Origin of the sequence: Geodermatophilus pulveris (genome assembly GCF_900188375.1) — a bacterium.
Lineage (GTDB): Bacteria > Actinomycetota > Actinomycetes > Mycobacteriales > Geodermatophilaceae > Geodermatophilus > Geodermatophilus pulveris.
On sequence record NZ_FZOO01000015.1, the window covers coordinates 1 to 22,379 of the forward strand.

Sequence of the window (22,379 nt, forward strand, 5' to 3'; positions counted from 1 at the left end):
CCCATTCCGAACCCGGAAGCTAAGCCTCTCAGCGCCGATGGTACTGCCCCGGAGACGGGGTGGGAGAGTAGGACGCCGCCGGACGACCATTCCCGAACGGGGGTCAGAGCCTGTGCTCTGGCCCCCGTTCTGCTGTTCCCGACACATCTGCAGCACCGCGCGTGCTGCACTCACCCCGAGGTGCGCAGACGTCCATGACATCACCGCGACGAGGCGCCGGCGGGTCCGGCGGACAGGCACCGCGAGGAGGTCGCGGCGCCTCCGGGCAGGGCCGTCCGCAGGGGTCCGGCGCGGGCTCGCGGGCGGGCGCCGGCGGCCGCGGCGGCCAGGGTGCCTGGCAGGGCCGCCGTCCCGCGGCCGGCCGGTCGGGGGAGCCCCGCAGCAGCAACTGGCAGGACCGCCGTCCCGACGCGGAGCGGCCCCGCCGTCGCCCCGAGAGCGCTGACGGCCGCGGCCAGGGCGCACCGCAGCAGGACCGGCGCCGTCGCCCCGAGAGCGGTGACGGCCGCGGCCGGGGCGCACCGCAGCAGGACCGGCGCCCGCAGCGCGACGGCGGCTCCGCGCCCGGCGCCCGCCGGGAGTGGCAGGACCGCCGTGCCCAGCCCGGCCACGGCCGGGAAGACCGGCCGGCCGGTCGCGGTACCGGCGGCGGTGCGCCGCGCCGGGAGTGGCAGGAGCGCCGCCCGCAGGGCGACGGCGGCCGCGACGACCGCGGCGGCTGGCAGCAGCGCCGGCCCCAGGGTGACCGCACCGGCGCCGGCCGCCCCGAGTGGCGCGACCGCCGCCCCGCGGGTGAGCGCGGCCGCGACGACCGCACCGGCCGGCCGGAGGGCGCTCGCCCCACCGGCGGCGGCTGGCAGGACCGGCGACCGTCGGGGGAGCGGCCGCAGGGCGTGCGGACCGGTTGGCGCGACCGGCCGCGCGGCGAGCGTCCCGAGCCGGCCCGCGACCGGCGGGACGGGCCGCCGCAGCGCTCCGGCGGTCCGCGGTCCGGCTACCAGTCCCGCGAGGGGCGCCCGGGCGCGCCGCGGGGCGACCGGCGGGACCGCCGTCCCGCCGACGACCGCCGCGGGCGACCCGAGGGCGGCCGGTCCCCGGCCGGTGACCGGGAGCGCACCCCACCCCTCCCCGCGGGACCCGAGGTGCCCGACTGGGCCGACCCGCGTGACCTCGACCGGTCGGTGCGCGCGGCGCTGCGCGGCCTGGAGCCGCGCAACGCGGAGCGCGTCGCCGGGCACCTGGTCGTGGCCGGCACGCTCGTCGACGACCGGCCCGAGGAGGCCCTGGCGCACGCCCGCGCCGCCCGCGACCGCGCGTCCCGCGTCGCCGTCGTCCGCGAGGCGGTCGGCGTGGCCGCCTACCACGCCGGGGACTACGCCGAGGCGGCCCGCGAGCTGCGCGCCTACCGGCGGATGAGCGGCGACGAGGGCTACCGGGCGGTGCTCGCCGACTGCGAGCGCGCCCTCGGCCGCCCGGAGGTCGCGCTGCGCCTGGTCCGCGAGGCGCTGACCGACCGGCCGGACGAGGGGGAGACCGTGGAGCTGCGCCTGGTCGAGGCCGGCGCGCGCGCCGACCTCGGCGAGCTGCCCGCGGCGCGCCTCGTCCTGGAGGGTCTGCTGGGCGGCCGCCCGCGGCCGGAGTCGGTCGACCTGACCGACCCCGCGCTGCTGCGGGTGGCCACCGCGTACGCCGACCTGCTCGCGGCGGGCGGCGAGGAGGAGCTCGCCGGCGCGTGGCAGGCCGCGGTCGCCGAGCACACCCCGGAGGAGTCCGACGTCGAGTTCTCCGAGGAGGAGCTGCCGGTCACCGGCGACGCGACCGGGGGCACCGGGTCACCGGCCGACGCGGGGGCCGGCGAGACCGAGGTCCTGGACGTGGACGACGTCGACGACGAGGGCGCGGGCGGCGCCTACGACTTCACCGGCGACGTCGAGGCCGAGGTCGCCGAGCTGCTCGGCGAGGACGCGCCCGCCGAGGGACCCGCCCCGGGGCACTGACCCCCGACAGCGCGGCGCGCGTCGTCCACACCCACCGGCCCGGTCCACAGACCGGCGCCGGGCCTGGTCCGGGCCCGGCGGGCCGGTGAGGCTGCGGTCATGAGCGTGGCTGTGATCGACCGGAACGACGTGGTGCTCCGCGGGCGGCTGTCCGCCCCGGCGGAGCTGCGGACGCTGCCCAGCGGCGACATGCTGGTCAGCTTCCGCCTGGTGGTGCGCCGGCCCGAGCCGCGCGCCCGGGGTCAGTCGGTCGACGTGCTGCCCTGCATCACCTACGACCGCGCCCTGCAGCGCCGCGTCGCCGCGTGGCAAGCCGGGGACGTCGTGGAGGTCGAGGGCGCGCTGCAGCGCCGGTTCTGGCGCACCGGGAGCGGCACCGCGTCGGTCACCGAGGTGAACTGCCGGCGCGGGCGGAAGGTGCCGCGCTCCGCGGGGCCCGACGCGCGCACGGCGTGATCGTCCGGTCAGTCCCCGTGCGGTCGCAGCACCAGCCCGGTCCGCGGCTTCGGCACGAACAGCGTCGACTTCCGCGGCATGCGGGCGCCGGCCCGGGCCACGGCGGCCACGTCGGCCGGCGAGGGCGCCCGCAGCAGCAGCGCCACGCCGCGCGAGGCACGGGCACCCTCCAGCGCCGCGGCGACGCCGTGGGCGACCAGGACCCCGGCGGGGTCGTCGGCGCGGCCCCACAGCCGCCGCACCAGTCCGTGGTGGACCAGCACCACGTCCAGCCCGCGCCAGGCCGCAGGCGCCTCGGGGGGCACCGCGCCGGTGACCCGGCCCGACGGCCGGTCCAGCCGCACCAGCCGGGAGCCGTCGCTGACCAGCACGCCGGTCTCCCCGGGGTCGGCCAGCCAGCGCGCCACCTCGCGCCCGGCGCCCCCGGCTGCGGCCGGGAGCGCGGTCAGGCGGAAGCCGGCCGAGGCCGCGGCGACCGCCTCGTCGAGCGCCAGCTCGGGCACCACCCGGTGGATGGGGTCCACCCGCAGCCCGCCCGGCCCCATCGGGGTGAGCAGTGCCAGGATCTCCCGCGCCCCGTGGGCGCGCGCCGCGGCGAAGCGGTGGTGGCCGTCGGCGATGACCGCGCCGGTGCCCGCGAGCGCCGCGGTCACCCGGGCGGTGAGGTCCGGGTCGGCCACCCGCCACAGGGCGTGACGGACGCCGTCGGCGTCGGTGAGCTCCAGCGCCGGGGTGCCGCGCCGTCCTGCCGCGGCGAGCGCCGGCACGTCGGGGTGCGGGTCGTGCGCCAGCACGATCGGCTCCAGGTCGGTCGCGGTGGCCGCGAGCAGCGCCCGGCGCCCCTCCACGGCCGCCGGGACGGTGTCCTCGTGCGGCAGCACCGCGCGGGAGCCGGTCGCCGGGAGCCCCACCGCGCCCAGCCAGCCGACGGTCTCCGGCGCGCCGCCGGCCGGTCGCAGGGCGTAGACCCACAGCGCGGGCTCGGCGTCCCGCTCGAGCACCCCGGTGCGCTCCCAGTCCCGCAGCGCCGCGGCCGCCCCGGCCACCGAGCGCTGCACCCCGCCGTCCCCCGGACCGCCGTCTCCGGGGCCGCCGGGTCCCGCCGCGACGCCCGGCAGGATGAGGCGCACGATGTTGTGCGGGTCGGCGGCGGTCAGCCGGTCCCGGCCCTCGGGGGTGACCAGGTCGTAGGCTGGCGAGCTGACCCTGGCCAGCGCGCCGGGGTCCCGTCGGTGGTAGGTCAGCGCGCGGAAGGGCCGGACCCGGAGCCCGGACGCGGCTGCTGGGGGCGGGGGGTCCGCCGGCGACGAGGGCACGAGCAGATCGTAGGAGGGCTGCGCTCCGGGGCGCGGCCGTCGCCGGACCGGCGGCGTCGACAGCGCCGGGCGGCGCCCGGAGCGAGGGGGAGACGGTGGACGAGACGGGGGTCCCCGACGGCGGGGTCTACGACTGGTACCAGCGCGGGCTGGAGCTGCTGGCCAACCGGGACCCGGCGGCGGCCGCCACCCTGCTCGCCCGCGCCGCCGCGGCCGAGCCCGGCTCGCGCAGCCTGCTGGAGGCGCTGGCGCGGGCGCAGTACGACGCCGGCCGCTACGAGGAGGCCGTGGGCACCTTTCGCGAGCTCACCGCCGGCAACCCGGCCGACGACTACGCCCAGTTCGGCCTCGGCCTGGCGGCCAGCCGGGCCGGCGACCTGGACCTGGCCGCCGAGCACCTGGCCCTGGCCGTGGCGATGCGCCCGGACGTCGGTCACTACTCCCGCGCGCTGCGCGGGGTCCGCGCCCGCCGGGACGGGGAGACCTCGTGACCGCACCGCGGGTGCCGCTGGCCGGCGGGGCCGCCGTCGCGCCGTGCCGGGTGTACGACGTCGCGCTGCTCGACCTCGACGGGGTGGTCTACGTCGGCCCCGAGGCGGTGCCCGGCGTCCCCGGGGCGCTCGCGGCCGCGCGCGCGGCCGGCATGCGGCTCGGGTTCGTCACCAACAACGCCTCCCGCACCCCGGAGGAGGTCGCCGCGCACCTCACCGACCTCGCCGTCCCGGCCGGCCCCCCGGACGTCATCACCAGCTCGCAGGCGGCGGCCACGGTCGTCGCCCAGCGGCTGGGTGCCGGCGCCCGCGTGCTGCCGGTCGGCGGACCGGGGGTCGCCGCTGCGCTCCGGGCGGCCGGCCTCGCCGTGGTGTCCCGGGCCGAGGAGCAGCCGCGGGCGGTGGTGCAGGGCTACGGCCGCGACGTGGGGTGGACCGAGCTGGCCGAGGCCGTGGTGGCGGTCCGCAACGGCGCCGAGCACGTCGCCACCAACGCCGACGCGACCATCCCCTCGGCGCACGGGCCGCTGCCGGGGAACGGCGCCCTGGTGGGCGTGGTCAGCGGCGTCACCGGCCGGCCCCCGCTGGTCACCGGCAAGCCCGACCCGGCGATGCACGCCGAGTGCGTCCGGCGCACCGGGGCCCGGCGGCCGCTGGTCGTGGGCGACCGGCTGGACACCGACGTCGAGGGCGGGCGCCGGGCGGCGGCGGCCACCCTGCTCGTGCTCAGCGGCGTCACCAACCCGGCCACCCTGCTGGCCGCGGGCCCCGCGCGCCGGCCGGACCTGCTGGCCCCCGACGCCGGCGGCCTGCTCACCACGCACCCCCCGGTGACCGCCGAGGACGGCGGGTGGCGCTGCGGCGGGTGGGTCGCCCGGGTCGGCGGCGGGGCCGCGGACGGCGCGCTGCGGCTGGGCCGGGACGCGGCCGGGGCGGCGGCGGACGCCGACGGGCTCGACGGGCTGCGCGCGATGTGCGTCGCGCACTGGGCCCGCCACCCCGGCGCGGCGGCACCGGCGCCGGTGGCCGCCGCCGACGAGGCCGCCGCGGCCGTGCTCCGGCGGTGGGGGCTGGGCGGCTGAGGTGGCCGGGGGTCCGTCCGGCCCTCCCGCAGGGCCCCGTCGCCGGGCCCGTGCCGAGGGGCCGTCCTCAGAGGAGCGTGCGCAGCCGGAGCATGTCGCGCAGGCCGGCCTCCAGTTTCACGCGCCCCGACGCCCATGCCGAGCCGAAGGACAGCCGGCCCTCGGTCAGGGCGACCAGGTCGTCGCTGGCCATGGTGAACCGGATGTCGGCCTTCTCCAGCGACTGCTCGTCGGGCTCGGCGCGCAGCTCCCGGACCGTGCCCCTCGCCAGCCGGCCGCGGACGGTCTGCTCGAGGTCGGTCAGCCGGCAGGACAGGCTGCGGTCCAGGCCCTGTGCCGCCGGCTTGGCCGCGAGGTCGCCGAGGATGCCCTCCAGGGCCGTCATGCACTGCTCCATCGTCGCCACGCGGGCACGCCTCCCAGGGTTGGCCGGACCGGGCCGCCGAACGCTAGCGCCCGCCGCCGGACCGTGCGCGTCGGCCCCGGCCGGTACCCTCGCGGGCCGGGGGAGCAGCACCGGGCAGCGCCCGGAGCGCGGCCCCGACGTCCCGCCGGCCCGCCGCCGCCCACCCGAGAGGCCCAGCCATGACCGAGCCGACCCGACCGGTCCCGGGGCCCCCCCGGCCCGGCCCGGGGCCGGTCCCGGCCGACCCCGCGGCGGCCGCGGCCGCGGCCGGTGCGGCGTTCGCCGACCTCGACCGGCGTCCGGTGACCGAGCACGTCGCCGTCTTCGAGGCCGAGCACGCCCGGCTGCAGCACGAGCTCGGCACGATCGACCGGCTCTGATGGTCCGCCGCAGCCGGCTCGACGCGGAGCTCGTGCGGCGCGGGCTGGCCCGCTCGCGCGAGCACGCCGTCGCGCTCATCGCCGAGGGCCGGGTCGCCGTCTCCGGGCGGGCCGCCAGCAAGCCCGCCACCGGCGTGGACGCCGACACCCCCGTGGTGGTGCGCACCGACCCCGACCGGCCCAGCTGGGTCTCCCGCGGGGCGCACAAGCTGCTCGGCGCGCTGGACGCCCTCCCCGTGCCGGTCGACGGACGCCGGGCCCTGGACGCCGGCGCCTCGACCGGTGGGTTCACCGAGGTGCTGCTGCGCCGCGGTGCCCGGGAGGTCGTGGCCGTCGACGTCGGGTACGGCGAGCTGGCCTGGTCGCTGCGCACCGACGAGCGGGTGCGGGTGCTCGAGCGCACCAACGTCCGCACGCTCACGCCCGAGCAGGTGGGGGGCCCGGTCGACCTCGTCGTCGCCGACCTGTCCTTCATCTCCCTGCGGCTGGTGCTCCCGGCCCTCACCGCGTGCGCGACCGGCGCGGCGGACCTGCTGCCCATGGTGAAACCGCAGTTCGAGGTCGGCCGCGAGCGGCTCGGCGCCGGCGGCGTGGTGCGCGACCCGGCGCACCGGCGCGACGCCGTCCTGCAGGTGGCGCGGGCGGCCGCCGGGATCGGCTGGGGGACCGCCGGCGTGGTGGCCAGCCCGCTGCCCGGCCCCGCCGGCAACGTGGAGTTCTTCCTCTGGCTGCGCCGCGACGCCGGGCCGCCGCGGGAGGAGGACGTGCAGCGCGCCGTCGAGGACGGCCCCCGGTGAGCCGTGCCCCCGACCGCCCGGCCGGCCGCAGCGGCCGTGGAGGACGCTGGACCGGGGCCGCCGGGTCCCCCCGGCACACCGCGCCGTCCGGCACACCCCGGACGGGCACCGGCGAGGAGGAAGCGTGACAGAGGTCAGCCCCGCCGTCTGGGCGCCCAGCGGCGGCCGGCACGTGCTGCTCGCCGTGCACACCGGCCGCGAGGACATCGTGGAGCTCGCCCGCAGCTCCGCCGCCCGGCTGGCGCGGGGCGGCATCACCGTGCGGCTGCTCGAGGACGAGGCGGTCGCGCTCGGCATCGAGGGCGCCCAGGTCGTCCCCGCCGACGCCGAGGCCGCGCGCGGCGCGGAGATCGTCATGGTCTTCGGCGGCGACGGCACCTTCCTGCGCGCCGCGGAGCTCGCCCGCTACAGCAACGCCGCGCTCATGGGGGTCAACCTCGGCCGGGTCGGCTTCCTCGCCGAGACCGAGCCGGAGGCGGTCGAGGAGACCCTCACCGCGATCGAGCGCTGCGAGTACTCGGTGGAGAAGCGGCTGGCCATCGAGGTCGACGTCCTCGACGCCACCGGCGCGGTCGTGGGCGGCACGTGGGCGCTGAACGAGGCGTCGGTGGAGAAGGCCGAGCGCTCCCGGGTGCTCGACGTCGTCGTGGCCATCGACGGCCGGCCGCTGACCAGCTTCGGCTGCGACGGCATCCTGTGCGCCACGCCCACCGGGTCCACCGCCTACGCCTTCTCCGCGGGCGGGCCGGTGGTGTGGCCCGACGTGGAGGCGATGCTCGTCGTGCCGTCCAACGCCCACGCGCTGTTCGCCCGGCCGCTGGTCACCTCCCCGGACTCGGTGCTCACCGTGGCCATCCCGGCCGACGGCAACCTCGCGCGCGTGTCCGCCGACGGCCGGCGCGCCCTGGAGGTGCCCGCAGGGGGGCGGGTCGACATCCGCCGCGCCGCCCGGCCGGTGCGGATCGCCCGGGTGCACGCCGCGACCTTCGGCGACCGGCTGGTGGCCAAGTTCGGCCTGCCGGTGCGCGGCTTCCGGGAGGCCCGCCGGCACGACCCGGGCCGGGAGATCGACGCCGGCCGCAACGTGCTGGCCCGCGGCTACGTCCACGGCGGTGTCCACGGCGGTGTCCACGGCGGTGTCCACGGCGGTGTCCACGGCGGTGTCCACGGCGACGTCCGCCGCGAGGGCGGGGAGGAGGGCCGCGGTGGCGGCACGGACGACGACGCGTGAGACCCGCCGGGCGGCCCGCCCGGCGGAGATGACCGGGCCGGCGGCGACGGACGTCGCCCCGGCGGCCGCCGACGGGGGGACGCCGCTGGGCCGGCTCACCGAGCTGCGCATCCGCGGCCTGGGGGCCATCGACGACGTCACCCTCGAGCTCGGCGACGGGCTGACCGTGGTGACCGGCGAGACCGGGGCCGGCAAGACGATGGTCGTCACCGGGCTGACCCTGCTGTTCGGCGGCCGCGCCGACCCCGGCCGGGTGCGCGCCAACGGCCGGGCCGGCGTCGAGGGCCGGCTCGCCCTGCCCGCCGACTCGCCGGTGTGGGAGCGGGCCGCCGAGGCCGGCGCGGACCCCGACGACGACGGCACGCTCATCCTGGCCCGCACGGTCAGCGCCGAGGGCCGCTCGCGGGCCCACCTGGGCGGGCGCAGCGTCCCGGTCGGCGTCGTCGCCGAGCTGGCCGAGGGCCTGCTGGCCGTGCACGGGCAGAGCGACCAGCTGCGGCTGTCCCGCCCGGCCGAGCAGCGCCGCGCCCTGGACCGCTACGCGGGTGCTCCGCACCTGGCGCTGCTGGACCGCTACCGCGAGGCGCACGCCCGCTGGCGGCAGCTGGCCGGCGACCTCGACCGCCGCCGCGGCCAGGCCCGCGAGCTCGCCCAGGCCGCCGACGTCCTGCGGCACGGGCTGGAGGAGATCGGGGCGGTCGCCCCGCAGCCCGGCGAGGACGAGGAGCTGGACACCCAGGCGCGGCGGCTCAGCGACGCCGACGCGCTGCGCGCCGCCGCCGACGAGGCGCGGGTCGCCCTGGCCGGCGACGTCACCGGCGACCTGGGGGAGGACCTGCCCCAGGACGCCGTCGCCGCGCTGGCCATCGCCGAGCGGGCGCTGGCCGGCTCCGACGACCCCACGCTGGTGATGCTCGCCCAGGACCTCACCGACGCGGTGGCCGTCGTCTCCGACGTGGCCGGCCAGCTGGCCACCTACGTCGCCGACCTGGACGCCGACCCCGCGCGGCTGGCCGAGGTGCTGGACCGCCGGGCGGCGATCACCGCCCTGGTGCGCAAGTACGCCGACGTGGGCGAGGGCGTCGCCGGCGTCCTGGGCTGGGCCGAGGACGCGCGCCGGCGCCTGGACGAGCTCGATGTCTCCGACGAGGCCCTCGAGGCGCTGGAGGCCGCCCGCGACGCCGCCCGCGCCGAGGTCGACGACCTCGGCGCGCAGGTGTCGGCCGGGCGGCGGGCCGCCGCGGACGGGTTCGCCGCCGAGGTGGGGGCGGAGCTCGCCGGCCTGGCGATGAGGAGCGCGCGCGTCTCCTTCTCGATCGACAGCGACCCGGCCGCGCCCGGCGCCGAGGGCATCGACGAGGTGGCGCTGCTCATGGCCGCCCACCCCGGCGCCCCGCCGCGCCCGGTGCACAAGGGCGCCTCCGGAGGGGAGCTGTCCCGGGTGATGCTGGCCATCGAGGTGGTCTTCGCCGGCGCAGACCCGGTGCCGGTCATGGTCTTCGACGAGGTCGACGCCGGCGTCGGCGGGCAGGCCGCCGGGGAGATCGGCCGGCGGCTGGCCCGGCTGGCCCGCCGGCACCAGGTCGTCGTCGTCACCCACCTCGCCCAGGTCGCGGCGTTCGCCGACACCCACCTGGTCGTCGACAAGTCACCGGACACCGGGGCCGGGGTGACCGCCACCGACATCCGCGCCGTCGACGGCGAGGACCGGGTGCGGGAGCTGGCCCGGATGCTGTCCGGGCTGGCCGACAGCGACACCGGGCAGGCGCACGCCCGCGAGCTGCTCGCCGTGGCGGCCACCGCCCGCAGGGTGGGGTGAGCCCACCTCGCCAGGAGTGGGGACCGGAACGGAGGGGTAGGGCCGGATCGTGCCCTACCGACGTCGCACCCCGCCCGTGCCCGCCGTCCACCGCCCGGCGGGCGGGGCCGCCCGGTGAGCTGCTTCTCCGCCGTCGACGAGTCCGCGCACTACGGGTTCTCCGTGTGCATGCTGCTCACCCAGTACCGCGAGCAGCTGCGCTGGGCCGACGAGGGCGTGGCCGAGCTCGGCACCGGGGACGCCACCGCCATCGCCGACGTGGTGGCCGGCCTGCCGGAGCTGCGGGTGCGCAGCTTCGACATCAGCGCCCCCGCGGTCGACCGGGCCCGGGAGAACATCGCCGCCCGCGGGGTGGCCGACCGCTACACCGTGGAGCTCGGCGACTTCTTCGACCGGGCGGACTCCGCGGCCGGCCCGTCGGTCCCCACGGTGATCGCCAACCCGCCGTACATCCCGGCGCCGGACCGCGACATCCTCATGCCCGAGCTGTGGGGCGGCGTGCACGGCAACGACCTGGTGCTGCAGCTGCTCAAGGCCGGCTACCGCAACGTGGTCACCGCGGTGCCCAGCTACGCCGACCCGGGGACGACCGTCCGCACCGCCGAGGACCTCGGCTACCGGGTGGCCAACTTCCTGGCCATGGGCCTGGACTACGGCGAGTACAGCAGCGAGCCCAAGGTGCGCGAGCACATCCGCCGGCTGTGCGCGGAGGGCCGCGGCTGGGCCGGCGAGGGCGAGTACATGGTCGCCGTCGCCCTGTTCACCCAGGAGCCCGACATCCCCGGCGACCGCGCCGCCCAGCTGCTCACGGCCCTGCAGATCACGTCGTGACACCGCGGTCCGCGGACCGCACCGGGGCCGGGTGCCGTCCCCCGGCGGCGCCCGAGCCGGTCCCGGTCCTCGCGGGGCGGCTCGGCGCCTACCTCCGCTTGGCGTAGCCGGCCAGGCCGAACTGCAGCAGTGCCAGGCCGCGCTCGCCGCGGGCGCGCAGCTCCGCGGACAGCTCCGGCCCCGAGACCCCGTCGAGCACCCGGTCGCGGGCCAGCTCCAGCAGGGCCGCGTACAGGCTGAGCACCGCGTGCGCGGCCAGCCAGGGTGCCAGGTCGCCGTGCTCGGCGTGCGTCTCCTCGGCGATCAGCCCGGCCAGCGCGGTGGTCAGCTCCCCGAGGATCTCCCGCTCGCGCACCTGCAGGGTACGGCTGCCGCGGATGACCCGGGCCATCTCGGCCACGCCGGCGGCGGCCTCCGGGGCGCCCAGGCCGCTCATCGCCCGGACGACGAAGGTGCCGGCCGCCGCGGTGACCGACTCGCCGGCCGGGCGGGTGCGCACCGTCTCCAGCAGGGCCGCGCGCACCGGCGGGTCGGCCTCGAAGACCAGCCCCTCCTTGACCGGGAAGTGGTTGAACACCGTCTTCTCCACCACGCCGGCCCGCTGGGCGATCTCCACCACGCTGACCGCGTCGAACCCGCGCTCGGCGAACAGCTCGGCGGCGGCCTCGATGATCGCCGCACGGGTCTGCTGGCGGCGCCGCTCGCGCAGGCCCGGCCCGCGCAGCGCGCGCCGCCCGCGGCGGCCGCGCGGGTCGGGCTCGGCGGCGGCCGGGGGAGCGGCCGGGGTCGTGGTGCCCGGCAGCGGGAGCGCACCGTCGTCGGCGGCGCCGTCCTCGGCGGGCGCCGGTGCAGGCGGGGGCTCCGGGGCCGGCAGCTGCCGGACGACCGCGTCGGGCGGCTCCGGCGCGACGTCGTCGGGGTCGGTACGGCCGACGGCACGAGCGCTCGGAGTCACCCTCCCCACGCTAGCCAGGCGGGGAGGGGGCACCGGCGGGGCGGGTGGGGCAGGCGCGCTCGGCGTGTCGCGGGCCACGTGGTGTCGGACACTCTCCGTGACTGGTATGTCGCCGAGGCGCGTCGGAGGCCGGGTGGCCCCGGGTCCCGTGGGAGAGTGCAGGCCATGCGCATCGGCTCCCTCCGCCGCGGCCGGGCACCCGTTGCGGCCCCTGGAGTGACCGGCACCGTGCGGCTGGACCGCCGCACCAAGAACCTCACCAAGCGGCTGCGGCCCGGGGACGTCGCGGTCATCGACCACGTCGACATCGACCGGGTCAGCGCCGACTCGCTGGTCGCCTGCGGGGTGGCCGCGGTCGTCAACGCCGCGCCCAGCACCTCGGGCCGCTACCCCAACCTGGGCCCGGAGATCCTGGTCGGCGCCGGCATCCCGCTGGTCGACGGCGTCGGCAAGGAGGTGCTGTCGGCGGTCCGGGAGGGGACGACGGTCCGCGTCGACGGCCACCGGCTGCTGACCGAGGACGGCACCGTGCTCGCCGAGGGCACCGCGCAGACCCCCGGGACCGTGGCCGAGGCGATGGCCGAGGCGCGGGCGGGGCTGTCGGTCCAGCTGGAGGCCTTCGCCACCAACACGATGGAGTACATGCGGCGCGAGCGCGCGCTGCTGCTCGACGGCGTCGGCGTCCCGGACGTGGCCACGCCGATCGAGGGCCGGCACGTGCTGGTCGTCGTCCGCGGCTACGACTACAAGGAGGACCTGCAGGCGCTGCGGTCCTACATCCGGGACTACCGGCCGGTGCTCATCGGCGTCGACGGCGGCGCGGACGCGCTGGTCGAGGCCGGCCACCGCCCGGACATGATCATCGGCGACATGGACTCGGTGAGCGACGACGTCCTGCGCAGCGGCGCCGAGGTCGTCGTGCACGCCTACGCCGACGGGCGCGCCCCGGGCCTGGCCCGCGTGCAGGACCTCGGCGTCGAGGCGATCACCTTCCCGGCCGCGGCCACCAGCGAGGACATCGCGATGCTGCTGGCCGACGAGAAGGGCGCCTCGCTCATCGTCGCCGTCGGCACCCACGCCACCCTGGTGGAGTTCCTGGACAAGGGCCGCGGCGGGATGGCCTCGACCTTCCTCACCCGGCTGCGGCTGGGCGGCAAGCTGGTCGACGCCAAGGGCGTGAGCCGGCTCTACCGCAGCCGCATCTCCACGCTGACGCTGGTCGTCCTGGTGCTGGCCGCCTTCGTGGCCATCGGCTCGGCACTGGCGGTGTCGGCGGCCGGCCGGGTCTACCTCGACCTGCTGGTCGACCAGTGGAGCAGCTTCGTGTTCTGGTTGGAGAACCTCTTCTCGTGATCGACTTCCGCTACCACCTGGTCTCGCTGATCGCGGTCTTCCTGGCCGTGGCGCTGGGCATCGTCATCGGCACCACCGCGCTCAACGCCCCGATCCTGGAGAGCCTCGAGGGGGAGGTGGCCGCGCTCGCCGAGGACAAGCGGGAGCTGGAGACGCAGACGGAGGAGCTGCAGGCCCGCGTCGACACCGGCGACGCCTTCGCCGCCGCGGTCGCCCCGTCCCTGGTCGCCGGCACCCTGGCCGACCGCGGCGTGCTGCTCGTCGCCACCGACGAGGACGTGCCCGCCGAGACCGTGGAGGAGGTCGCCTCGCTCGTCGGCCAGGCCGGCGGCACGGTGACCGGCACCATCCGCCTGCAGCCGGGCTACAGCGACCCGGCCACCGCCGCGGAGGTGCAGAGCTACGTCACCGGGCCCGGCCTGCCCACCGGGGTCACCCTGCCGGAGACCGACGACACCGGGCAGCTGGTCGGCTCGCTGATGGCCCAGGTGCTCGTCCGCCCGGCCGCCTCCGGCGCCGCCCCGGACACCGCCGCGGTCTCCACCGTGCTGGCCGGGCTGCGCGCCCTCGACGTGCTGGACGTGGAGTCCACCGGGGTCACCCCCGCCGACTTCGCCCTCCTGCTGACCGCGGGGGCCCCCACCGGTGAGGACGCCGAACAGCGCACCGACACCCTGGTCGACCTGGCGCTGGCGCTGGACGCCGCCGGGTCCGGCGCGGTCGTCGCCGGGGACGCCGCAGCGGCCGGCGAGACCGGGCTGATCGGGGTCCTGCGCGCCGACCCGGAGGACTCCGCCGCGGTGTCCACCGTGGACGACGTCGACTCCGCCGCCGGCCGGGTCAGCGCGGTGCTCGCCCTCGGGCGGGAGAGCGAGGGCACCTCGGGCGCCTACGGCACCGGCGAGGACACCCAGCCGGTGCCGCCGGTCCCCGCCACCACCCCGTGAGCGCCCGGCGCCGGGTGCTGCCGGCCCTGGGCGGGGCGGCCGCGGCCCGGCTCGGGCTGGCCGCGGCCGCCGCCCTGGACGCCCGCCCCGCCGGGGCGCGGTGGCGGCGCACCAACCACGCCGGCCGGCCGGTCACCCTGCTCGGCGGGCCGGCCCTGGCGGTCGCGGCGACGGCGTCCGCGGTGGCCGGCGCCCCCGCCGGCACCCGGGCCGCCGCGGCGGTGGCCGGCGCGGTGTCCGGGCTGGTCGGCGGCTACGACGACCTGGCCGGTGCCCGCCCCGAGCAGGCCCGCGACAAGGGGCTGGCCGGGCACCTGCGCGCGCTGCGCGCCGGGCGGGTCTCGGCCGGCGCGGTGAAGGTCGCCGGCATCGGCGCCGCCGCCGCGGCCGCCGCCGTCCTGATGAAGGACCCCGCTGCCCCCCGAGCCTCGCTCCGCTCGGCCCGGGACCCTGCAGCGCGGCCGTTCCCTGGCCTCACCCCGGCCGACGCCGTCCTCACCACCGGGCTGGTCGCCGGCACCGCCAACCTGGTCAACCTGCTCGACCTGCGCCCCGGCCGCGCGGCCAAGGCCGTCGCGCTGGCCGCCGCGGCCGGCCTGCCCGGCCCGGCCGGCCCGCTGGTGGCCGGCCCGCTGGGCGCCGCGCTGGCGGTGCTGCCGGCCGACCTCGCCGAACGCGTCATGCTGGGCGACTGCGGCGCCAACGCCGCCGGCGCGCTGCTCGGGCTGCGGCTGGCCGCGGTGCCCGGCCGCCCGGCGCGCGCGGGGGCGCTGGCGGCGGTCGTCGCGCTGACCCTGGCCAGCGAGCGGGTCAGCTTCACCCGGGTCATCGAGGCCACGCCGGGGCTGCGCGAGCTGGACCGGCTCGGCCGCCGCGCCGCGTGAACCGGCAGCTCCTCCGGGGGGTCGCCGGTGCGGCCGCGCTGATCGCCGTCCTCACCGTGCTGGCCCGGCTGGCCGGCTTCGGCCGCACGCTGGTGTTCACCAACGCCGTCGGCGCCGGCAGCACCGGCGACACCTACGCGGCGGCCAACACCGTGCCGAACATCGTCTTCGAGGTGGTCGCCGGGGGCGCGCTGGCCAGCCTGGTGGTGCCGATGCTGGCCGGGGGCATCGCGGCCGGCGACCGGGCGCAGGTGCGGGCCACCGCGTCGGCGCTGCTCGGCTGGACCCTGCTGGTGCTCACCCCGCTGGCGGTGGCGCTCGCGCTGGGCGCCGGCCCGGTCGCCCGGCTGCTGCTGGGCACCGGGGACCCGGCCGAGGTCGAGCTCGCCGCCCGCTTCCTGGTGGTCTTCGCCCCGCAGGTGGTGCTCTACGGCATCGGCGTGGTGCTCACCGGCGTCCTGCAGGCCCACCGCCGCTTCGCCGCCCCCGCGCTGGCCCCGCTGCTGTCCAGCATCGTCGTCGCCGGCGCCTACCTGGCCTTCGCCGCGGTCGGCGGCAGCCGGACCGTGGAGGACCTCGGCACGCCGGCGGAGCTGGTGCTCACCGTCGGGACGACGCTCGGCGTGGCCGCGCTGGCGCTGTGCCTGCTGCCGCCGGTGCGCCGGCTGGGGCTGGGCCTGCGGCCGGCGCTGCGCTTCCCGGTGGGGGTGGCGCCGCGGGTGCGCCGGCTGGCGGTGGCCGGCGTGCTCACCCTGGCCGGGCAGCAGCTGGTGGCCGCCGTGGCCATCCGGCTGGCCAGCGCCGGCGCCCCCGACGGCACCCAGGTGGTCTACGTCGCCGGGCTGACCGTCTTCCTCGTGCCGTGGGCCGCGCTGGCCGTGCCGCTGGCCACCTCGGCGTACCCAGGGCTCGCCGAGCGCGCCGGCGCCGGCGACGAGGCGGGGTTCCGCCGGGCGCTGGCACCGGTGGTGGTCCTGGTCGTCGTCGCCTCGACCCTGGCCGCCGCCGTGCTGGTGGCCGTCGCCGGGCCGATGGCCGGGCTGTTCCTCGCCGGGCAGCCGGCCGCGGTCGTCGGCGCGCTCCGGGACACCGTCGCCGCCTTCGCCCCCGGGCTGCCCGGCTACGGCCTGGTGGCCGTGCTGGCCCGCGCGCTGTACGCCCGCGGCCTGTGGCGGGCGCCGACGGCGTGCGTGCTCGGCGGCTGGCTGGTCGCGGTGGCCGCCGACGTCGTCCTGGCCGCGGTGCTGCCCGCGTCCGACCGGGCCGCCGCGCTGGCCGCCGGCCACAGCACCGGGGTCACCGTGGCCGGCCTGGCGCTGCTCGCGGTCACCGCGCGGGTCACCGGCCCGGCGGGGCTGGCCGGCGTCGCCCGCACCGGGCTGTCCGCGCTGGCCGCCGCCGTGCCGGCCGCCGCTGCCGGGCTGGCCGTCGCCGGCGCCCTCGGCGCCGACCCGGTGCCGCAGGGCGGCCTGCTCGCCACCCTCGGCGCCGGCGCGCTCGCCGCGGCGACCGCGGCGGGGGTGGCCGCCGCGGTCATGATGGGGACGGCGCGCCGCCCCCTGCGGGACGCGGTGCGCGGGCTGCGACGGAGCGAACCCCAGGAGGTGCACGGTGGCTGAGCGGCTCCCCCTGCAGGGCCGCCGGGTGGCCCAGGTGCTGGCCACCAGCACCGGGGGGGTGGGCACCCACGTGCGCGCGGTGCTGCCGGCGCTGCGCGACGCGGGCGCGGCCGTCCGGGTGTGCGGCCCGCGGGCCACCGAGGAGCTGTTCGGCTTCACCGCCGCCGGGGCCGGCTTCGCCCCGGTGGGGATCTCCGCCGGCCTGGCGCCGGCCGCCGACGCCCGCGCCGTCGCCGCGCTGCGCCGGGCCACCGCCGACGCCGACCTGGTGCACGCCCACGGCCTGCGGGCCGGGCTGGTGGCCGCCGCCGCCCGCCGGCTGGGCGACCGCGCCCGGCCCCTGGTGCTCACCCTGCACAACCCGGTGCCCGCGGGCCGCGGCGCGCTGCGCCGGGTGCTCGCCCTGGCCGAGCGGGCCACCGTCCGCGGCGCCGACGTCGTGCTGGCCGCGTCGGGCGACCTGGCCGAGAACGCCTGGCGGCAGGGCGCCCGGGACGTGCGGGTCGCCCCCGTCTCCGCCCCGCCGCTGGCCGCCCCCGCGCGGCCCGCGGCGCAGGTGCGGGCCCGCCTCGGCCTGCCCGACGGGCGGCCGCTGGTCCTCGCCGTGGGCCGGCTGCACCCGCAGAAGGGCTACGACGTGCTGCTGGACGCGGCCGCGCGCTGGGCGGCCGGGCCCCGCCCGCCGCTGGTCGCCGTCGCCGGCGACGGGCCGCTGCACGGGGAGCTGGCCGCCCGCATCGCCGCCGAGCGGCTGCCGGTGGCGCTGCTGGGCCGGCGCGCCGACGTCGCCGACCTGCTGGCCGCCGCCGACGTCGCGGTGCTGCCGTCGCGCTGGGAGGCCCGCTCGCTGACCGCGCAGGAGGCGCTGCGCGCCGGCACGCCGCTGGTGGCCACCCGCACCGGCGGGCTGCCCGGGCTGCTCGGCGACGGCGCCGAGCTGGTGCCCCCGGGCGACGCCGCCGCGCTGGCCGACGCGGTCAGCGCGCTGCTGGCCGACCCCGCCCGCGCGCAGGCGCTGGCCGCGGCCGGCACCGCGCAGGCGGCCACCTGGCCGGACGACGCGGCCACCGCCCGCCAGCTGGTCGCCGTCTACCGCGAGCTGCTCGGCGACCCGCGGTGACCCGGACCCCGACCACCCGGCCCGCGGCGCTGCTGCTCGCCGTCCTCACCGCGCTGGCCGCCCTGCTGACCGCCGCCCCGGCCGCGGCCGCACCGGCCGGGGGGACGGCGGACCGCGTGGTCGTCGTCGGCGTCCCCGGGCTGGTGTGGGACGACGTCGACCCGCGGGCCACCCCGCGGCTGTGGGACCTGGCCGAGGGCTCGCCGATCGGCGCGGTGTCGGTGCGCGCCGCCCGCTCGACGACCTGCGTGCTGGACGGCTGGTCGACCCTCGGCGCGGGCAACCGCGCCCGCTTCCCGGCCCCGGACGAGTCGATCCCGCCGGTGCCGCTGCCCACCGTCCCGCTGCCCGGGCAGACCCCCGGGGCGCCGGCGCCGGACGACGCCCCCGCACCGGAGCCCCTCTCGCCGGCCGGCCCGGCGCTGTCGTCCTGCGGCCTGCAGGAGCAGCTGGCCGACACCGGGCTGGCCGACCCGCAGGCCGCCGTCGCCGCGGTCGCCGCGGACCCCGCGACCGCCCGGTTCGGCGCCGACCCGGCGGTGCTGGGGGAGGCGGTCGGCTGCGCCACCGTCGCCGGCCGGGCGCCCGCGCTGGCCGCCGCCGCCCCGGGCGTGGCGCTGACCCGCAGCGCGCAACTGCCGGCCGACCCCGCCGAGCTGCTCACCGGCTGCCCGCTGGTGCTGGTCGGCCTCGACGACCTCGCCGACGCCGGCGAGCCGGGCCTGCAGCCCAGCGACACCGGCACCGAGCCCCGCCCGCGGGCGGCCGCGCTGGCCGCCGTCGACGCCGCCGTGGGCCGCCTCGCGGACGCCGTGGCCGCCGCGCCGGGGGAGACGCTGCTGCTGCTCACCGGCGTGTCCGAGGTGGGCGACGGCCGCCCGCGGCTGCACGTCGGCATCGCCTCGGGTGCGGCTCTGACCGGCGAGCGGTGGCTGACGTCGGCGAGCACCGGCCGGGCGCCCTACGTGCAGCTCATCGACGTCGCGCCCACCGTCCTGGCCGCGCTGGGCCTGGACCGCCCGGCGTCGATGAACGGGCAGGCGCTCCTGGCCGAGGGGGAGCGCCCGCCGCTGGCCGCCGCGGTGGCCGCGCTGCAGCGGGCGGACACCGCCGCCACCGTGCACCACCGCAGCACCGGCGTCTTCTTCTGGGGGCTGGTGGCGCTGGACGCCGCCGTCGTCGGCCTCGGGCTGCTCGCGGCCCGCGGCGGGCGGGCCGGGCGGTGGCGTGCGCTGCGCCTGCTGGCGCTGGCCGCGGCCGCGGTGCCGGTGGCCACCCTGCTCGCCGGCCTGCTGCCGTGGGAGCGGGCCGCCGCCCCGCGCCCGGCGCTGGCCGGGAGCCTGCTGCTCGCCACGCTGGCGGTCACCACGCTGGCCGCCGGGGGGCCGTGGCGCCGCTCCCCGCTGGGGCCGCCGCTCGCCGTCCTGGCGGTCACCCTGGCCACCCTGGTCGGCGACGCGCTCACCGGCTCGCACCTGGAGCTGGACGGCCTGCTCGGCTACGACGCGATCGTGGCCGGGCGGTTCACCGGCTACGGCAACCTCAGCTCCGGGCTGCTGGCGGTCGGCGCGCTGCTCGTGACCGCCGCGGCCGCCACGGCCGCGGGCCGCCGGGCGCCGGCCGGCCGGGCCCGGGCGGTCACCGCCGCGGTGGTGCTGGGCGCCGGGGTGCTGACCGTCGTCGTCGTCGGGACGCCGGCCCTCGGGCGCGACTTCGGCGGCGTGCTGGCCGCGCTGCCCGGGTTCGTGCTGCTGGCCATGCTGCTCACCGGCACGCGGGTGACGGTGCCCCGGATGGGAGCGGTGCTGGTGCTGGCCGGCGCCGCCGTCGGCGCGCTGGCGTTCGTGGACTGGCTGCGGCCGGCCGAGCAGCGCAGCCACCTGGGCCGGTTCGTCGAGCAGCTGCTCACCGGCCAGGCGTGGACGGTGGTCAGCCGCAAGGCGCAGGCCAACCTGGACATCCTGCTCGGCAGCCCGCTGGCCTGGCTGCTGCCGGTGGCCCTGGTGGCCGCCGTCTGGCTGGTCCGCCCCGGCCGGGGGCGCCGGGACGGCCGGCTGCCGGCCCGGCTGCACGGTCCCGGGCTGCTGCGCGGCCGCGACGACCTGCTGGCGCCCGCGGACCGCGCCGTGCTGCGCGCCGGGCTGCTGGCCACCGCCGCCAGCCTCGCCCTCGGGGCGGCGGCCAACGACTCCGGCGTGGCGGTGCCCGCGACGGCGGCGGCGCTGCTGGTGCCGCTGCTGGTCGGGCTGGCCGCCGGCCCGCGCCGCACCCCCGGCGCGGGCGGCGGCGCGCCCGGCGCCGGGCCGGGGGAGCCCACCGGGGGTGTTACGGTCGTCTCCCGTGGATCGACCGCATGGCACGCGTGACGACGACTACGGAGCACGGGGCCTGCTCCACAACTCCCAGCCGACGAAGTTCGTCTTCGTCACCGGCGGGGTTGTGTCCTCCCTCGGCAAGGGCCTGACGGCCAGCTCCCTGGGCGCCCTGCTGACCGGCCGTGGCCTGCGGGTCACGATGCAGAAGCTGGACCCCTACCTCAACGTCGACCCCGGGACGATGAACCCGTTCCAGCACGGCGAGGTCTTCGTCACCGAGGACGGCGCCGAGACCGACCTGGACATCGGGCACTACGAGCGGTTCCTGGACACCGACCTGACCGGCCGCTCGAACGTCACGACCGGCCAGGTGTACTCCGACGTGATCGCCAAGGAGCGGCGCGGGGAGTACCTGGGCGACACCGTGCAGGTCATCCCGCACATCACCAACGAGATCAAGGCCCGCATCCTGGCCGCCGCCGAGGGGGGCGGGCCGGGTCGGCGGGACCGCGTCGACGTGGTGATCACCGAGGTCGGCGGCACGGTCGGCGACATCGAGTCGCTGCCGTTCCTGGAGGCCGCCCGGCAGGTGCGCCACGAGATCGGCCGCGGCAACTGCTTCTTCCTGCACATCTCCCTGGTTCCCTACATCGCGCCGTCCGGGGAGCTGAAGACCAAGCCGACGCAGCACTCGGTGGCCGCGCTGCGCAGCATCGGCATCCAGCCCGACGCGGTGGTCTGCCGCTCGGACCGGGAGATCGGCACCGGCCTCAAGCGCAAGATCAGCCTGATGTGCGACGTGGACGCCGAGGGCGTCATCTCCTGCCCCGACGCGCCGTCGATCTACGACATCCCCAAGGTGCTGCACCGGGAGGGCCTGGACGCCTACGTCGTCCGCCGGCTGGGCCTGCCGTTCCGGGACGTCGACTGGACCGTGTGGGGCGACCTGCTCGACCGGGTGCACGCCCCGCGGCAGACGGTGACCATCGCGCTGGTCGGCAAGTACATCGACCTGCCCGACGCCTACCTGTCGGTGACCGAGGCGCTGCGGGCCGGCGGGTTCGCCCACCGCAGCCGGGTGCAGATCCGCTGGGTGCCGTCGGACGACTGCCAGACCCCCGAGGGCGCCGAGCGGGCGCTGGCCGGCGTCGACGGCATCTGCGTGCCCGGCGGGTTCGGGGTGCGCGGCATCGAGGGCAAGCTCGGCGCGATCCGCTACGCGCGGGTCAACGGCGTCCCGCTGCTGGGGCTGTGCCTGGGCCTGCAGTGCATGGTCATCGAGGCCGCGCGCAACCTGGCCGGGCTGGCCGAGGCCAACTCCACGGAGTTCGACCCCGACACCCCCGACGCGGTCATCGCCACGATGGCCAGCCAGGTCGACGTGGTCGCCGGGCGCGGCGACATGGGCGGCACGATGCGGCTGGGCAGCTACCCGGCGACGCTGCTGCGCGGGTCGGTCGTCGCCCAGGCCTACGGCGCGACGGAGACCACCGAGCGGCACCGGCACCGCTACGAGGTGGCCAACGCCTACCGCGACCGCATCGGCGAGGCCGGGCTGGTCTTCTCCGGCACCTCCCCGGACGGGCTGCTGGTCGAGTTCGCCGAGCTGCCGCGCGAGGTGCACCCGTTCTTCGTCGGCACCCAGGCCCACCCGGAGCTCAAGAGCCGCCCGACCCGGCCGCACCCGCTGTTCGCCGCGTTCGTGCAGGCCGCGATCGGCTTCTCGGAGTCCGCGCGGCTGCCCGTGCCGCTCGACGAGGCCGAGAAGGTCGGCATCTGATGGCCGAGCCCGCGCGGCCCGGCGAGTACGAGGTGCTGGCCACCGAGACCGTGCACGCCGGCCGGATCATCACCCTGGTCAAGGACACCGTGGCCATGCCCGGCGGCGGGGACAGCGTCCGCGAGGTGGTGCGGCACATCGGCGCGGTGGCCGTGGCCGCGGTGGACGACGAGGGGCGCATCGTGCTGGTCCGCCAGTACCGGCACCCGGTGCGCGGCTACCTGTGGGAGCTGCCCGCCGGCCTGCGTGACGCCGACGGGGAGGCCCCGCTGGCCACCGCGCGGCGCGAGCTCGCCGAGGAGGCCGGGCTGGCCGCGGAGCGCTGGTCGCTGCTGGCGAACGACTACTCCACGCCGGGCTTCTGCACCGAGGAGGTGCTCGTCTACCTCGCCGAGGGGCTGTCGGCCGCGGACCGGCCGGAGGGCTTCGTCGTCGAGCACGAGGAGCTGGACATGACCGTGGAGCGGGTGCCGCTGGAGGAGGCCGTGCAGCGGGTCTTCTCCGGGGGGATCCGCAACTCCTCGGCGGTCATCGGCGTGCTGGGTGCCGCGCACGCCCGCGCCACCGGCGCCCGCCTGCGCCCCGCCGACGCGGAGTAGG

20 protein-coding genes and 1 rRNA gene are annotated in these 22,379 nt (G+C 79.0%); 18 read left to right on the plus strand and 3 right to left on the minus strand.

The features are described from left to right. The 3 genes from rrf to CHB98_RS20495 form a co-directional block, all read left to right on the plus strand. Positions 1-84, plus strand: a 5S ribosomal RNA gene (gene rrf, locus CHB98_RS20480); the annotation flags it as partial. 1,058 nt (positions 85-1,142) lie between these two features. Continuing rightward, on the plus strand, positions 1,143-1,997 hold the full coding sequence (locus CHB98_RS21900; RefSeq protein ID WP_179224760.1) for a tetratricopeptide repeat protein: 855 nt from the start codon (positions 1,143-1,145) through the stop codon (positions 1,995-1,997). Between the two features lie 99 nt (positions 1,998-2,096). After that, positions 2,097-2,453 (plus strand): single-stranded DNA-binding protein, encoded by a 357-nt coding sequence (locus tag CHB98_RS20495; RefSeq protein WP_089307464.1) that lies wholly within the window; start codon positions 2,097-2,099, stop codon positions 2,451-2,453. Between the two features lie 8 nt (positions 2,454-2,461). Here CHB98_RS20495 and CHB98_RS20500 read toward each other — a convergent pair whose 3' ends face one another. Continuing rightward, positions 2,462-3,769, minus strand: coding sequence for a DUF1015 domain-containing protein (locus CHB98_RS20500; protein ID WP_245821488.1), 1,308 nt, complete (start codon positions 3,767-3,769; stop codon positions 2,462-2,464). A 95-nt stretch (positions 3,770-3,864) separates the two neighbouring features. Between CHB98_RS20500 and CHB98_RS20505 the strand changes: the two genes are divergently transcribed. Beyond that, the gene (locus tag CHB98_RS20505) at positions 3,865-4,260 is read left to right on the plus strand and encodes a tetratricopeptide repeat protein (protein ID WP_089307466.1); all 396 of its coding nucleotides are present in this window, start codon (positions 3,865-3,867) and stop codon (positions 4,258-4,260) included. Then, positions 4,257-5,342 (plus strand): HAD-IIA family hydrolase, encoded by a 1,086-nt coding sequence (locus tag CHB98_RS20510; protein WP_089307467.1) that lies wholly within the window; start codon positions 4,257-4,259, stop codon positions 5,340-5,342. Before CHB98_RS20505 ends, CHB98_RS20510 begins: the two co-directional genes overlap by 4 nt. 67 nt (positions 5,343-5,409) lie before the next feature. Here the strand turns inward: CHB98_RS20510 and CHB98_RS20515 are convergent, their stop codons facing one another. Continuing rightward, positions 5,410-5,727 carry an alkyl sulfatase C-terminal domain-containing protein gene (locus CHB98_RS20515; protein WP_245821489.1) on the minus strand — a complete coding sequence of 106 codons (318 nt, stop codon included), beginning with the start codon at positions 5,725-5,727 and terminating at the stop codon, positions 5,410-5,412. A 200-nt stretch (positions 5,728-5,927) separates the two neighbouring features. Here CHB98_RS20515 and CHB98_RS20520 point away from each other — a divergent pair, with 200 nt between their 5' ends. The 5 genes from CHB98_RS20520 to CHB98_RS20540 all read left to right on the plus strand — a co-directional run bounded on the left by CHB98_RS20520 (position 5,928) and on the right by CHB98_RS20540 (position 10,806). Continuing rightward, positions 5,928-6,128, plus strand: a complete 201-nt coding sequence (locus tag CHB98_RS20520) for a hypothetical protein (protein WP_089307469.1) — start codon at positions 5,928-5,930, stop codon at positions 6,126-6,128. Next, a complete protein-coding gene (locus tag CHB98_RS20525) occupies positions 6,128-6,925 on the plus strand; it encodes a TlyA family RNA methyltransferase (protein ID WP_089307470.1) in 798 nt (265 codons plus the stop codon). Before CHB98_RS20520 ends, CHB98_RS20525 begins: the two co-directional genes overlap by 1 nt. A 124-nt stretch (positions 6,926-7,049) precedes the next feature. After that, on the plus strand, positions 7,050-8,156 hold the full coding sequence (locus CHB98_RS20530; RefSeq protein WP_089307471.1) for an NAD kinase: 1,107 nt from the start codon (positions 7,050-7,052) through the stop codon (positions 8,154-8,156). After that, the gene (gene recN / locus CHB98_RS20535; RefSeq protein ID WP_218822457.1) at positions 8,131-9,975 is read left to right on the plus strand and encodes a DNA repair protein RecN; all 1,845 of its coding nucleotides are present in this window, start codon (positions 8,131-8,133) and stop codon (positions 9,973-9,975) included. Before CHB98_RS20530 ends, recN begins: the two co-directional genes overlap by 26 nt. 114 nt (positions 9,976-10,089) lie before the next feature. Beyond that, positions 10,090-10,806 carry a class I SAM-dependent methyltransferase gene (locus CHB98_RS20540; RefSeq protein ID WP_089307472.1) on the plus strand — a complete coding sequence of 239 codons (717 nt, stop codon included), beginning with the start codon at positions 10,090-10,092 and terminating at the stop codon, positions 10,804-10,806. Positions 10,807-10,894: 88 nt separating this feature from the next. Here the strand turns inward: CHB98_RS20540 and CHB98_RS20545 are convergent, their stop codons facing one another. Further along, on the minus strand, positions 10,895-11,761 hold the full coding sequence (locus CHB98_RS20545) for a TetR/AcrR family transcriptional regulator (protein WP_089307473.1): 867 nt from the start codon (positions 11,759-11,761) through the stop codon (positions 10,895-10,897). A 216-nt stretch (positions 11,762-11,977) separates the two neighbouring features. Between CHB98_RS20545 and steA the strand changes: the two genes are divergently transcribed. Genes steA through CHB98_RS20585 form a run of 8 tightly spaced genes read left to right on the plus strand, consistent with a single transcriptional unit; the run spans position 11,978 to position 22,378 of the window. After that, a complete protein-coding gene (steA, locus tag CHB98_RS20550; protein ID WP_245821490.1) occupies positions 11,978-13,114 on the plus strand; it encodes a putative cytokinetic ring protein SteA in 1,137 nt (378 codons plus the stop codon). After that, entirely contained in the window at positions 13,111-14,061 is a 951-nt protein-coding gene (locus tag CHB98_RS20555; protein ID WP_089307474.1) for a copper transporter, read from the plus strand. Before steA ends, CHB98_RS20555 begins: the two co-directional genes overlap by 4 nt. Next, on the plus strand, positions 14,058-14,945 hold the full coding sequence (locus CHB98_RS20560) for a hypothetical protein (RefSeq protein ID WP_089307475.1): 888 nt from the start codon (positions 14,058-14,060) through the stop codon (positions 14,943-14,945). The genes CHB98_RS20555 and CHB98_RS20560 overlap by 4 nt, the downstream gene beginning before the upstream one ends. Further along, a complete protein-coding gene (gene murJ / locus CHB98_RS20565; RefSeq protein ID WP_089307476.1) occupies positions 14,942-16,564 on the plus strand; it encodes a murein biosynthesis integral membrane protein MurJ in 1,623 nt (540 codons plus the stop codon). Before CHB98_RS20560 ends, murJ begins: the two co-directional genes overlap by 4 nt. After that, positions 16,557-17,684 carry a glycosyltransferase family 4 protein gene (locus CHB98_RS20570; RefSeq protein WP_089307477.1) on the plus strand — a complete coding sequence of 376 codons (1,128 nt, stop codon included), beginning with the start codon at positions 16,557-16,559 and terminating at the stop codon, positions 17,682-17,684. The genes murJ and CHB98_RS20570 overlap by 8 nt, the downstream gene beginning before the upstream one ends. After that, on the plus strand, positions 17,681-20,050 hold the full coding sequence (locus CHB98_RS20575) for a hypothetical protein (RefSeq protein WP_089307478.1): 2,370 nt from the start codon (positions 17,681-17,683) through the stop codon (positions 20,048-20,050). Before CHB98_RS20570 ends, CHB98_RS20575 begins: the two co-directional genes overlap by 4 nt. Beyond that, positions 20,025-21,779: a CTP synthase gene (locus tag CHB98_RS20580; RefSeq protein ID WP_281251886.1), complete on the plus strand. Its 1,755-nt coding sequence runs from the start codon at positions 20,025-20,027 to the stop codon at positions 21,777-21,779. The genes CHB98_RS20575 and CHB98_RS20580 overlap by 26 nt, the downstream gene beginning before the upstream one ends. After that, entirely contained in the window at positions 21,779-22,378 is a 600-nt protein-coding gene (locus CHB98_RS20585) for an NUDIX domain-containing protein (RefSeq protein ID WP_089307479.1), read from the plus strand. The genes CHB98_RS20580 and CHB98_RS20585 overlap by 1 nt, the downstream gene beginning before the upstream one ends. The last annotated feature ends 1 nt before the right edge of the window (position 22,379 follow it).

Excerpts from the sequence above, each read along its gene's own strand:
- CHB98_RS20525 (WP_089307470.1), top strand. The coding sequence starts at position 6,128 with ATGGTCCGCCGCAGCCGGCTCGACGCGGAGCTCGTGCGGCGCGGGCTG.
- CHB98_RS20495 (WP_089307464.1), top strand. The coding sequence starts at position 2,097 with ATGAGCGTGGCTGTGATCGACCGGAACGACGTGGTGCTCCGCGGGCGG.
- CHB98_RS20585 (WP_089307479.1), top strand. The coding sequence starts at position 21,779 with ATGGCCGAGCCCGCGCGGCCCGGCGAGTACGAGGTGCTGGCCACCGAG.
- CHB98_RS20520 (WP_089307469.1), top strand. The coding sequence starts at position 5,928 with ATGACCGAGCCGACCCGACCGGTCCCGGGGCCCCCCCGGCCCGGCCCG.
- CHB98_RS20515 (WP_245821489.1), bottom strand. The coding sequence starts at position 5,727 with ATGACGGCCCTGGAGGGCATCCTCGGCGACCTCGCGGCCAAGCCGGCG.